The organism is Curtobacterium sp. JUb34 (assembly GCF_003755065.1).
Classification (GTDB): Bacteria; Actinomycetota; Actinomycetes; order Actinomycetales; family Microbacteriaceae; genus Curtobacterium.
Genome location: NZ_RJVH01000002.1, coordinates 629,913 through 641,903, shown reverse-complemented (window position 1 = coordinate 641,903; position 11,991 = coordinate 629,913). Strand labels below are relative to the sequence as shown.

The window sequence follows — 11,991 nt, the reverse complement described above, 5'->3', positions numbered from 1 at the left end:
ATCTCCACCTCGAACGTTGAAGCAGGGATCAGTGTTCACCTTCATTCTGCAGATCAGGCAGATGGTCGAAGGCCACCCCGAGTTCTACCTGTTCGCCGTGTACTCCGCGGTGATCTGGTTGCTCTGGTTGGTCAAGGTCGTCATCTCCGCCCGCTACCGCCCGTTCACCGGCACCTTCGTCGGTACCACCAGCGTCGTCGTCCCCGTCGTGGACGAACCGCTCGACCTGTTCCGCGACGTCATCGGTCGCATGGTCGAGCAGCGACCCGGCGAGATCATCGTCGTCATCAACGGCGCCCGCAACGAGGCGCTCGAAGCCGTCTGCGACGAGTTCGCCCCGCTCGTCCGCTGGACCCACACGCCCATCCCGGGCAAGCGCAACGCCGTCAAGGTCGGCACCGAGATGTCCAACGGCGACATCACGGTGCTCGTCGACTCGGACACCGTCTGGACCCCCGGCGCGCTCGAGGAACTCCTCAAGCCCTTCGCCGACGAGTCCGTCGGCGGCGTCACGACCCGGCAGCGCATCCTCGAGCCCGAGCGCAGCTGGATCACGCGCTGGGCCGACTGGCTCGAGAACTCCCGAGCGCTGTACTCGATGCCCGCGCAGAGCGTCCTCGGGCAGATCGGCTGCCTGCCCGGGCGCACGATCGCGTTCCGACGGAACATCCTCGTCCGGGTCATGGACAAGTTCATGCACGAGAAGTTCATGGGCGTCTTCCTCGAGGTCTCCGACGACCGCACGCTGACGAACCTCACGCTCAAGGAGGGGTACCGGACCGTCTACCAGTACACCTCGCTGGTCTACACGGACGCCCCGCTGCAGGTGAAGAAGCTGTTCAAGCAGCAGCTCCGCTGGGCCCGCGGCTCGCAGTACAACACGCTCCGCATGCTGCCGTGGATGCTCGGCCACGCCCCGGTGCTGGCGGCGTTCTTCATCACCGACATCATCCTGCCGTTCATGCTCTTCGGCGTCATCGCCGGCTGGGTCTACCGGGCCTTCACCGGGCAGGGCGAGAACCTGTACCAGGGCATCCTGTCGCAGTACGGCTTCTCGACCGGCTTCGTCTACGTCGCCGCGCTGATGGTCGTGTCGTCGGTGCTCAGCATGGCCATCCGGCAGATGCGCCACCTGGCCGAGAAGCCGAGCGACTTCTTCCGCCTGCCGATGTTCATCATCGTGTCGACGTTCTTCCTGATGCCGATCCGGCTCATCGGCTTCTTCCGCCTGGCGCACGCGTCCGGCTGGGGGACCCGGGCCGGCGCCTACGCCGGCGGTCCGATGCAGGAGGACCCCGCAGAGAGCGTCCAGCCGACCACCCCTGGCACGCAGATCCCGTTCAGCCCGATCGACGCGGCGGACCGCGCCCAGGCGCTCGACGGATTCGTCCAGCTGCAGGGCACACCGTCCGGCGCCGCGCACGAGCAGGTGGCCGTGGACCGCGCGTTCGACGAGCTCTTCGGCGCCGACGCCACGACCAACTCCACCGCGACCGTGCTCGCGACCCGGCGCGAGGCAGCAGCGGCGTTCGCCGACCAGCAGCCCGCGGCCCCACGGACCGCCCCCGTGAAGGCCCGCCGGTACAACCCGTACGCCGCGATCCCGTACTGCATCGGCTTCGCGATCTTCGCCCTGGAGGCGTTCCTCATTGTCTGACATCATCCGCTCCTCGAGTACCTGGTGGGCGCAGTCGAGCAAGCACGCCCGCTGGACGGCCGTCGGCACGACCGCCATCGTCCTCGCCCTCGCCCTCATCACCTGGTCGGTCTGGGTCTCCCCGGCCGGCCCCGTCTCCACCGCCGTCCACCAGGCGCTCGGGGTCACCGCCCCGAAGGCCAAGAAGGTGTCCGCCGCCGAGCTGCAGACGCAGCTCGACGCCGCCCAGGACCGCATCTGGGCGCTCGAGGGCAAGCTCGACTCCCGCACGGCCCAGGCCGGGTCGCGCGGCGACCAGATCACGCAGCTCAAGGCGCAGATCGCGTCGCTCCAGTCCCAGCTCGGTTCCGCGAAGGGCTCGGGAGGCTCGTCCTCCGTCAACGCCTCGGGTTCCGGTGCGAACGGGGCCGGCACCTCGGGCTCCGGCTCGGGTTCCGGGACCGGCGGGTCCGGTGGGTCCGGTGGGTCCGGCGGGTCCGGCGGGTCCGGTGTGTCCGACAACGGGTCCGGCTCGGGGAGCGGGAGCGGCTCGGGCGGCGGCTCCGGCGGGTCCGACGGTTCCGGCGGCGGCTCCGGTGGGGTCACCAACCCGAACCCCGGCCCGTCGACCGACCCGGGCACCACGCCCGTGGCGGTCCCGACCAAGGCGGACATCCTCGCGCAGCAGTCCCGCTGGTACGGCCTGTACACGGCGCAGTCCCCGTTCAACTGGTCCGAGTACGACCAGGTCTCGCAAGAGGTCGGGAAGGCGACGAACATGGTCGGCTTCTTCCAGGGCTTCGACCAGGACTTCAACCAGAACGCCGTCCAGCGCTCGTGGGCGAACGGGCGTCTGCCGATGATGACGTGGGAGTCGGTACCCGCCAAGACGGGCAACGACCAGCCGTACGTCGAGGGGTACACCAACGAGGACGTCATCTCCGGCAAGTTCGACGCCTACCTGACGCAGTACGCCAAGGCGCTGGCGGCCAACGGCCAGCCGCTCGTCATCCGGTTCGACCACGAGATGAACGGTCAGTGGTACAACTGGTCCGAATCGGCGAAGCAGCAGAACGCCGCCGGCTCGTACACCGCGATGTGGCAGCACGTCTGGAACGTCTTCCAGGCCAACGGGGCGAACCAGTACGCCATCTGGGACTGGTCGCCGTCACGCATCGACAAGCTCGGCAACGCGAAGTACCAGACGCTCGAGTACATGCAGAACTACTACCCGGGCGCCGAGTACGTCGACTGGGTCGGCATGAGCGGCTACTACCGTGACGCCACCGAGCAGCCGACCTTCGAGAACACGTTCGGCGCGACTCTCGCCCAGATCCGGCAGGTCGCGCCGGGCAAGGGCATCGTGCTCAACGAGATCGGGGCCACCGAGACCGGGGGCAGCGTCTCGAACCCGCAGAAGACCCAGTGGATCGACTCGCTCTTCGACGCCCTGGCCGACCCCGCCAACTCGGACATCATCGGCTTCGCGTACTTCAGCGAGACCGCGACCACGATCGTCGACGGCACACGCACCACGAACGACTGGCGGCTCAACTCACGAGCCGACTCCCTGGCGGCCTTCGCCGAGGGCATCAAGCGCAACGACATCGACTACGACCTGCAGGAGGTCACGCCATGACCGCGTCCAAGAAGTCGCCCGACCAGGCCGACACCCGTCCCGCACCCGTCATCAGCGTCATCGGCACCGGCTACCTCGGTGCCACCCACGCGGCCGCCATGGCCGAGATGGGCTTCGAGACCATCGGCGTGGACGTCGACCCGGCGAAGCTCGCCGCACTGTCCGCCGGCGAGGTCCCGTTCTTCGAACCCGGGCTGCCCGAGCTCATCACGAAGCACGTCGCGAGCGGCAAGCTCCGGTTCACCGCCGACATCGCGTCGGCCGTCGCCGCCGCGGACGTCCACTTCGTCTGCGTCGGCACCCCGCAGAAGGCCGGCTCGCACGCCGCCAACCTGGCGTACGTCGAGAGCGCCACCCGCGGTGTCGCCGAGAACCTGACCCACCCGGGCCTCATCGTCGGCAAGTCGACGGTCCCGGTCGGCACCGCAGCGCGGCTGCGCGGCATCGTCCGCGAGTTCACGCCCTCGGGGATCGACGCCGAGCTCATCTGGAACCCGGAGTTCCTCCGCGAGGGCAAGGCCGTCGAGGATACCCTGCACCCGGACCGCCTGGTCTGGGGCGGCGCGTCCGAGGCCGCCGACGCCGTCATCCGCGAGGTCTACGCCGCACCCATCAGCGAGGGCACCCCGGTCATCACCACCGACCTGGCGACGGCCGAGCTCGTCAAGGTGAGCGCCAACGCGTTCCTCGCCACGAAGATCTCGTTCATCAACGCGATCTCGGAGATGTGCGCGATCACCGGCGCCGACGTGTCGACGCTCGCCGACGCCCTCGGGCACGACGCCCGCATCGGCCGGAAGTTCCTGAACGCCGGCCTCGGCTTCGGCGGCGGCTGCCTGCCGAAGGACATCCGGGCCCTCATGCACCGCGCGAACGAGATCGGCGCGGGCCAGGTCGTCGGGCTCATGCAGCAGGTCGACGAGATCAACATGGGCCAGCGTCAGCGGGTCATCGACATGGCGATCGACTCGGCCGGGGGATCGGTGCTGAACCGTCGCGTGGCCGTGATCGGCGCCGCGTTCAAGCCCCTCACCGACGACGTGCGGGACTCCCCGGCGCTCAACGTCGCCGCTGCGCTGCACCTGCGCGGCGCCCAGGTCACCCTCTGGGACCCCGAGGCGATGGAACCCGCGAAGCGCTCGTTCCCGACGCTGAGCTACGCCGCGTCGATGACGGACGCGATCGAGGGCGCCGACGTCGTCCTGGTGCTCACCGAGTGGGACGAGATCATCACCGCCGACCCGGTCGCCCTCGGTGACCTCGTCGGTCGCCGCGTCGTGATCGACGCGCGCAACTGCCTCCCGGTCCACGACTGGGTCAAAGCGGGGTGGACCGTCCGTTCCCTGGGACGGCCCACGCCGGTCACGGGTGCACCCGTGAGCGTCGCAGCGGGGACGAACGACTCGTTGGCCACGGCTCGGTAGTCACCGTTCGCGAAGCGGGGTCCGCGCCGGGCGGCACGGGCCCCGTTCCCGTGCGTGCTGGCGTGCGGTGCGACGCGCGCTCCAGCCGGCCGAATCGTCTCGCGAAAGCGACAGAATCCCGTGAATGGTTCGCAGCACACTGTCGCTGTCGCGGCACAGACGAAGGGCCCCGCACCTGACGGTGCGGGGCCCTTCGTGCGTGGGGATCAGACGCCGAAGTACAGCTCGTACTCGAACGGGTGCGGGCGCTGGGCCAGCGGGAGGATCTCGTTCTCGCGCTTGTAGTCGATCCAGGTCTGGATGAGGTCCTCGGTGAAGACGTTGCCCTTCGTGAGGAACTCGTGGTCCGCCTCGAGGAAGTCGAGCGCCTCGTCGAGGGAGCCGGGAACCTGGGGGATGCCCTTGGCTTCCTCGGGCGGGAGCTCGTAGAGGTCCTTGTCGACCGGCTCGTGCGGCTCGATGCGGTTCTGGATACCGTCGAGGCCGGCCATCAGCTGCGCGGCGAAGGCGAGGTACGGGTTGCCCGAGGCGTCCGGTGCGCGGAACTCGATGCGCTTGGCCTTCGGGTTGGTGCCCGTGATCGGGATGCGGATCGCAGCCGAACGGTTGCCGGCCGAGTAGACCAGGTTGACCGGCGCCTCGAAGCCCTTGACCAGGCGGTGGTACGAGTTGATCGACGGGTTCGTGAAGGCGAGCAGCGCCGGAGCGTGCTTCAGCAGACCGCCGATGTACCAACGAGCGAGGTCCGACAGGCCGCCGTAGCCGTTCTCGTCGTAGAACAGCGGCTTGCCCTCCGACCAGAGCGACTGGTGGGTGTGCATGCCCGAGCCGTTGTCGCCGAAGAGCGGCTTCGGCATGAACGTCGCGACCTTGCCCCACTGGTCAGCGGTGTTCTTCACGATGTACTTGAACTTCAGGATGTCGTCCGCGGCGTGGACCATCGTGTCGAACTTGTAGTTGATCTCCTGCTGGCCGCCCGTGCCCACCTCGTGGTGCGAGCGCTCGAGCTCGAAGCCGGCGTCGATCAGCTTGAGGGTGATGTCGTCGCGCAGGTCGGCGGTCTTGTCGACCGGCGACACGGGGAAGTAGCCACCCTTGTACGGGGTCTTGTTGGCGAGGTTCCCGCCTTCTTCGTCACGACCGGTGTTCCAGGCGCCCTCTTCGGAGTCGACCGCGTAGAACGACTCGTTCTGGGTGACGGAGTAGCGGACGTCGTCGAAGATGTAGAACTCGGCCTCGGGGGCGAAGAACGCGGTGTCCGCGATGCCCGTCGACGCGAGGTACTTCTCGGCCTTCTTCGCCACCTGGCGCGGGTCGCGGCCGTAGATCTCGCCGTTCCGCGGGTTGTAGATGTCGAAGATCATGATGAGCGTGCGCTCGGCGCGGAACTGGTCCACGTACGCGGTGGTCACATCGGGGATCAGCTGCATGTCGGACTCGTGGATCGACGCGAACCCACGGATCGAGGAGCCGTCGAAGAGCTGGCCGACCGAGAAGAAGTCCTCGTCGACGGTCGAGGCGGGGATGTTGAAGTGCTGCTGCACACCCGGCAGGTCCGTGAATCGGATGTCGAGGAACTTGACGTCGGTGTCCTTGATGAAGGCCAGGACCTCGGAGGAATCGCTGAACATGGGGCCGATCTCCAATGGGTTGGGTGATGTCGGAGGCACCGATCAAGGCACCTCCGACGAGGCTATTGACACGGGGTTTCCCGGACGTGACTGGATTGTTTCGGGCGTGTTACGGGCGGCCGGTCGCCTACGCTTGTCGCATGGCCAGCAGCTCCTCCCGTCCGTCCGCGCCCTCCGAGCACCCGGACGGCTGGCCGGGCAAGGACCTGGGGCTGCCCGAGGACGGTCCCCGCAGCGTCGGGCGGATCGGACGGCGGATCGTCGCCCTGCTGATCGACGGAGCACTCGCCGACCTCATCGCCTACGTGACCGGGGTCTGGTCGCCGGTGAACGGTTCCGGGGACATCGCGCACTCGTGGGTGCAGCTGGCGATCTTCGCCGCGCTCCAGGTGCTCTTCATCTGCCTGCTGTCCGGCTCGTTCGGGCACATCTGCGTCGGCCTTCGCGTCGTTCCGATGCGCGGGGGCTACGTGGGGGTGTGGCGTCCGGTCGTCCGGACCGTCCTGCTCTGCCTGGTGGTGCCGGCGCTCATCATCGACCGGGACAGCCGCGGCGCGCACGACCGCATCGCCGGGACGGTGCTGGTCCGGCGCTGACCGGCGTCCCGTGCGGCTCGCGCGGCGCACCGTGCGAGGTTCGTCGCCGGCGTGCGGCCGGGTCCTGCGGCGCACGGTGCGAGGTTCGTCGGCACGTGGGAGTTTGCCCGCTCGGTGCAGCGCGACAGGCTCGCACCGAGCGGCCAACCCCGCACCGGGTAACCGAAGCCGCACGGTGCGCCCGGCTGGCCCCACCCGCCGCACGCACGCAGAACGCCCCCGACCTGGCACGGTCGGGGGCGTTCTGCAGTGCAGCTTCGGGAGCGGATCAGCGCGGACGGCCGGCGCGGGCCCGCATCGGGTCCATGCCCTTCGGGATCGCGGCCGCGGGGCTCTGCGTCAGGGAGTCGAGGCGGTTCGCGACCGCCAGGACCTCGTTGCGGTTGAGCGACTTCTTGAACTTGTTCATCGCACGGGGGAGCTTGTGCAGGGTGATGGTGTCGTCGCCGTCACCGACGCTGACCACGTGGACCGCGACGTTCGGGACGATGCGCTGCACCTTGCGGCGCTCTTCGTCGAGCTGCCGCTTCAGGTTGCCGCGCTGGCCCTCGGTGATGAGGACGACGCCGGGGCGACCCACCGCGCGGTAGACCGCGGACTGCGACCGGCCGTGCACGGCGACGGGCATCTCGCTCGAGCGCCACTGCCGACGCAGCGAGTTGGAGAGCACCGCACCGACGGCGCCGGGCTGCCCCTCGATCTGGGAGTACGCGGCGCGTTCGGCCAACCGGCCGAGGACGATCAGGAAGAGGAGCACGCCCATCAGGACACCGGCGACGATCCACAGGATCATCGCGAGCCAGTTCTGGCCGGGGAGCACCAGCGCCAGCACGATGCCGAGGACGACCGGGCCGACGAATGCGAGGGCGAACCACCAGACCGACGACGGGTCGGCCCGCCGGGTCATCTGGAAGACCTGGAACATCTGCTTGAGACGCCCCGGCTCCTTCGCCTTCGTGTCTGTGGAAGTGCTGCGTGCCATGCTGACAGGATACGGCCTCCGCGGTCCGGGGGAGACCGCAGCCGGTCCGGCTGTGCGCGAACACGCGTTGTCCACAGGTCGGGCCGGACGGCCAGGAGGCCCGACCCGCGTCCGACACGCTCGTCACCATGGACCCGAGCACCGACCAGGGCACCCACGGCGCCCGGACCGACCGCTGGGTCGCGCAGGCCGACGACGCTGCAGCTGCCTCGTGGGTGGCGGACCGGTGCGCCACCGGGCACCGCCACCTGGTCCCCGTCTCGGCGGTCGGTCGGACCGTTGACGGCGGACTCGTGGTGCTGCTCGACCGCCCGTGCGGGACGCCGCTCCCGGCTGCGCTCGAACGGCTCGGCGCCCCGACGACCGGGGTCGCGGTGACCCTCTGCGTCCCGTTGCTCGAGCTGCTCGTCGCGGCGGTGGACGGTGCGCTGCGGCTCGGCGTCGCCGGGATCGACGACGTCCTGGTGGACGACGCCGGCGCCGTCGTGCTGTGCGACCACCCGGCTGGGGCAGTCCGCGACGGCACGGACCCGGGCAGCACCGACGCCGCACGCGTCCTCGTGCTCGCCGCGCGGGTGGTCTGGGACCGGGTGGACCCGCGCGATCCGTCGCGCGACCAGGTGGACGCCGCACTCGTCGCGGCACTGGACGGTGACCGCACCGCGGCGAGCACGGCCCTCGACACGGTGCGGGGCGCTGCGCCGCCACGGCCGTTCCGGTGGACGCCACCCCCGGCCGACCTGGTGTTCGCGGAGGCCGACCCGCCGCTCGATCCCGGTGGTGTGGCGGCTCGGCTGCGTGCGGTCGTCGAACTCGGCATCCCCGTCGGCGTGGAGCGACGCGTGCCGCTCCGGCGCGCCCTGGTCGGCGTCGTCGTCGCGATCGGCACGGTCGTCGCGGCCGTCTCCGCGCTCGGTGCCGGTGCGCCGGGCGGTGGTGGCTGACGCCTCGGCCACCGACGAACGAGGACCGCTCCGGCTCCCCACGAACGGGAACGGCCCCGGCTCCCCACGAAGGGGAACCGGGGCCGTCGGCCGTGCTGCGGGGTGTCAGTACCCGAGGTTGGGGGCGAAGTTGCCCTCTTCCAGGCGGTTCTTCACCGCGACCAGGTACCGCGATGCATCCGCACCGTCGATGATCCGGTGGTCGTACGACAGCGCGAGGTAGACGAACGAACGGATCGCGATCGCTTCCTGCCCGTCGACCTTCACGACCGCCGGACGCTTCGTGACGATGCCGGTACCGAGGATCGCCGACTGCGGCAGGAACACGACGGGGGTGTCGAACAGCGCGCCACGCGAACCGGTGTTCGTCAGCGTGAACGTGCCGCCGGCGAGCTCGTCGGGCTTGAGCTGGTTGTTCCGGGTGCGCTCCGCCAGGTCCGCGATGGACTTGGAGAACTGCGCCAGGTCGAGCGACGCCGCGTCCTTGATGACCGGGGTCAGCAGGCCACGCTCGGTGTCCACCGCGATGGAGACGTTCTCGGACTCCGGGTAGACGATCTCGTCACCCTCGACCGTCGAGTTGATCTTCGGGTGGGCCTTGAGCGCCTCGGAGGCAGCCAGGGCGAAGAACGGCATGAAGGAGAGCTTCGAACCGGTCTTCTCGAGGAACTCCGCCTTGTGGGCGTCGCGGAACTGCGCCACCTTCGTGACGTCCACCTCGACGACGCTCGTGAGCTGTGCGGTCGAGGTCATCGACTGCACGGCACGCTCGGCCACGACCTTGCGCAGACGGGTCATCTTCTCGCGGGTGCCGCGCAGCGGCGAGACCTCGGCGACGAACGGGCCGGACGCGGCGGCGGGTGCAGCTGCACCACCGGCGGCCGGGGCCTTCGCGACGGCCGCGAGCACGTCCTCCTTGCGGATGCGCCCGCCGACACCGGAGCCGGTGACGGTGGACAGGTCGACGCCCTGCTCGTTGGCGAGCTTGCGGACGAGCGGCGTGACGTAGCCGGAGGCTGCGCCGTCCTGCGACGGGTTCGGCACCGCGGCGGCGGTCGTCGCGCTGGGCGCTGCGGCCGGTGCTGCGGGGGCGGGGACCGCGGCCGGGGGAGCCGGGGCGGCGGCGGGCGGCGGGACCGGGGCTGCCTGCGGAACCGGGGCGGCGGCCGGTGGCGCGGACGGTGCCTGCGGGGCTGCGGGCTGCGTCTGTCCGGCCGGAGCCGGCTCGGGCTCGGTGGGCTCCGGGGCGGGGGTCTCGGACTCCTGCTCGGTGCTCGGCTCGGCCTCGGGGGCCTCTGCCTCGGCAGCGGCCTCGTTCGAGGACTCGTCGGACGAACCGGCGTCGGAGGAACCGGAGTCGGACGAGCCATCACCGATCTTCACGAGGGCGGTGCCGACCTCGACGGTCTCGTCCTCCTGGACGAGGATCTCCTCGATGACGCCGGCGACGGGCGACGGGATCTCGGTGTCGACCTTGTCGGTCGAGACCTCGAGCAGCGGCTCGTCGACCTCGACCCGGTCACCGACGTTCTTCAGCCATCGGGTCACCGTGCCCTCGGTGACGCTCTCGCCGAGCGCCGGGAGGCTGACGGATTCGCTCATCGGGTGGACTCCTCTTCGCGGGGGGTTGCAGTTGTTGTTGATGTCATTGTCACAGGGCGCGGACTCGTGCGGGTCACAGCGCGTGCAGCGGCTTGCCCGCGAGGTGCATGAACGCCTCGCCCAGGGCCTCGTTCTGCGTCGGGTGGGCGTGCACGAGCGGAGCGATGTCCTCCGGGTACGCCTCCCAGTTCACGGCGAGCTGCGCTTCACCGATGAGCTCGCCGACGCGGGCGCCGATCATGCTGACGCCGACGACGGGGCCGTCGACGACGCGGACGACCTTGACCGAACCGGACGTGCCGATGATGTGGCTCTTGCCGTTGCCGGCCAGGTTGTACTCGTACGAGTCCACCTTGTCGGCGCCGTACTCGGCCTCGGCCTTCGCCTGCGACAGGCCGACGGAGGCGACCTCGGGGTCGGAGTACGTGATCTTCGGGATGTTCTTGTCCTCGATGACCACCGGGTTGAGCCCGGCGATCTCCTCGGCGACGAAGATGCCCTGCTGGAAGCCGCGGTGCGCGAGCTGCAGCCCGGGGACGATGTCGCCGACCGCGTAGACGTTCGGCAGGTTGGTGGCGAGGCGCTCGTTCGTGGTGACGAAGCCGCGGTCCATGGCGACGCCGACCTCGTCGAAGCCGACGTTCTGCGTGACCGGGCCGCGACCGACGGCGACCAGCAGGACGTCGCCGTCGAAGGTCTTGCCGTCCTCGAGCGTGACGACGACGCCGTTCTCGTGCTGCTCGACGCCCTGGAACCGGACACCCAGCGAGAACTCGATGCCGCGCTTGCGGAAGGCGCGCTCGAGCTGCTTCGACATGGACTCGTCCTCGGCGGGGACGAGGTGGGGGAGCGCCTCGACGATCGTGACCTCGGCACCGAAGGACTTCCAGACACTGGCGAACTCGACGCCGATGACGCCACCACCCAGGATGACGACCTTGTTCGGCACGTAGTCCATGCGCAGCGCGGTCTCGGACGTGATGACACGCCCGCCGATCTCGAGTCCGGGCAGGGACTTCGAGTAGGAGCCGGTCGCGAGCACGACGTTCTTGCCGACGATGTTCTGGTCGCCGACCTGCACGGTGTTCTGCGAGGTGAGTCGACCCCAGCCCTCGACGACGGTGATGCCGCGGGCCTTGATGAGGCCCTGCAGGCCCTTGTACTTCGAGGTGATGACGCCCTGCTGGTACTCGATGACCTTCGGGACCTCGACACCGGCGAACTCCGCGATCACGCCGTACTTCTCGGCGTCGCGGGTCGCGTCGGCGACCTCGGCCGCGTGCAGCAGCGCCTTGGTGGGGATGCAGCCACGGTGCAGGCACGTCCCTCCGAGCTTGTCGCCCTCGATGAGCGCGACGCTCATGCCGAGTTCGGCGGCCCGGAGCGCAGCGGCGTAGCCACCGCTCCCGCCACCGAGGACCACGACGTCGTAAGTCTGTTCCGTCACCTGGTGCAACTCCCTCGTGCGTGTCGGGCCGATCGGGCCCTACGTGGACACCGCGGGGGCGGCGTCCGACGGTCGGACCGCGTGGTTCCG

The 11,991-nt window shown here is 69.7% G+C and carries 9 protein-coding genes; 5 read left to right on the top strand and 4 right to left on the bottom strand.

What is annotated here, in order from left to right:
- Positions 1-31 precede the first annotated feature (31 nt).
- Genes EDF63_RS09515 through EDF63_RS09505 form a run of 3 tightly spaced genes read left to right on the top strand, consistent with a single transcriptional unit; the run spans position 32 to position 4,699 of the window.
- On the top strand, positions 32-1,657 hold the full coding sequence (locus EDF63_RS09515) for a glycosyltransferase family 2 protein (RefSeq protein ID WP_123312784.1): 1,626 nt from the start codon (positions 32-34) through the stop codon (positions 1,655-1,657).
- A complete protein-coding gene (locus EDF63_RS09510; RefSeq protein WP_123312783.1) occupies positions 1,650-3,275 on the top strand; it encodes a glycoside hydrolase family 26 protein in 1,626 nt (541 codons plus the stop codon). Before EDF63_RS09515 ends, EDF63_RS09510 begins: the two co-directional genes overlap by 8 nt.
- Positions 3,272-4,699, top strand: a complete 1,428-nt coding sequence (locus tag EDF63_RS09505) for a UDP-glucose/GDP-mannose dehydrogenase family protein (RefSeq protein ID WP_123312782.1) — start codon at positions 3,272-3,274, stop codon at positions 4,697-4,699. Before EDF63_RS09510 ends, EDF63_RS09505 begins: the two co-directional genes overlap by 4 nt.
- A 206-nt stretch (positions 4,700-4,905) precedes the next feature.
- On the opposite strand, the gene glnA is transcribed toward EDF63_RS09505, so the two are convergent.
- A complete protein-coding gene (gene glnA, locus EDF63_RS09500; protein WP_123312781.1) occupies positions 4,906-6,330 on the bottom strand; it encodes a type I glutamate--ammonia ligase in 1,425 nt (474 codons plus the stop codon).
- Positions 6,331-6,470: 140 nt separating this feature from the next.
- Between glnA and EDF63_RS09495 the strand changes: the two genes are divergently transcribed.
- Complete coding sequence (locus EDF63_RS09495; protein WP_123312780.1) at positions 6,471-6,926, top strand: RDD family protein; 456 nt, start codon at positions 6,471-6,473, stop codon at positions 6,924-6,926.
- Between the two features lie 268 nt (positions 6,927-7,194).
- Here the strand turns inward: EDF63_RS09495 and EDF63_RS09490 are convergent, their stop codons facing one another.
- On the bottom strand, positions 7,195-7,908 hold the full coding sequence (locus EDF63_RS09490; RefSeq protein WP_123312779.1) for a DUF4191 domain-containing protein: 714 nt from the start codon (positions 7,906-7,908) through the stop codon (positions 7,195-7,197).
- Positions 7,909-8,036: 128 nt separating this feature from the next.
- Between EDF63_RS09490 and EDF63_RS09485 the strand changes: the two genes are divergently transcribed.
- The gene (locus EDF63_RS09485; protein WP_123312778.1) at positions 8,037-8,852 is read left to right on the top strand and encodes a hypothetical protein; all 816 of its coding nucleotides are present in this window, start codon (positions 8,037-8,039) and stop codon (positions 8,850-8,852) included.
- A 105-nt stretch (positions 8,853-8,957) separates the two neighbouring features.
- Here the strand turns inward: EDF63_RS09485 and sucB are convergent, their stop codons facing one another.
- Together sucB and lpdA are read right to left on the bottom strand one after the other, a co-directional pair.
- Positions 8,958-10,454 (bottom strand): 2-oxoglutarate dehydrogenase, E2 component, dihydrolipoamide succinyltransferase, encoded by a 1,497-nt coding sequence (gene sucB / locus EDF63_RS09480; protein ID WP_123312777.1) that lies wholly within the window; start codon positions 10,452-10,454, stop codon positions 8,958-8,960.
- A gap of 73 nt (positions 10,455-10,527) precedes the next feature.
- Complete coding sequence (lpdA, locus tag EDF63_RS09475) at positions 10,528-11,901, bottom strand: dihydrolipoyl dehydrogenase (protein ID WP_111086393.1); 1,374 nt, start codon at positions 11,899-11,901, stop codon at positions 10,528-10,530.
- Between the last annotated feature and the right edge of the window lie 90 nt (positions 11,902-11,991).

Bases quoted from the DNA above. Each gene is read 5' to 3' on its own strand.
- EDF63_RS09495 (WP_123312780.1), top strand. From the start codon at position 6,471: ATGGCCAGCAGCTCCTCCCGTCCGTCCGCGCCCTCCGAGCACCCGGAC.
- sucB (WP_123312777.1), bottom strand. From the start codon at position 10,454: ATGAGCGAATCCGTCAGCCTCCCGGCGCTCGGCGAGAGCGTCACCGAG.
- EDF63_RS09485 (WP_123312778.1), top strand. From the start codon at position 8,037: ATGGACCCGAGCACCGACCAGGGCACCCACGGCGCCCGGACCGACCGC.
- glnA (WP_123312781.1), bottom strand. From the start codon at position 6,330: ATGTTCAGCGATTCCTCCGAGGTCCTGGCCTTCATCAAGGACACCGAC.
- EDF63_RS09505 (WP_123312782.1), top strand. From the start codon at position 3,272: ATGACCGCGTCCAAGAAGTCGCCCGACCAGGCCGACACCCGTCCCGCA.
- EDF63_RS09490 (WP_123312779.1), bottom strand. From the start codon at position 7,908: ATGGCACGCAGCACTTCCACAGACACGAAGGCGAAGGAGCCGGGGCGT.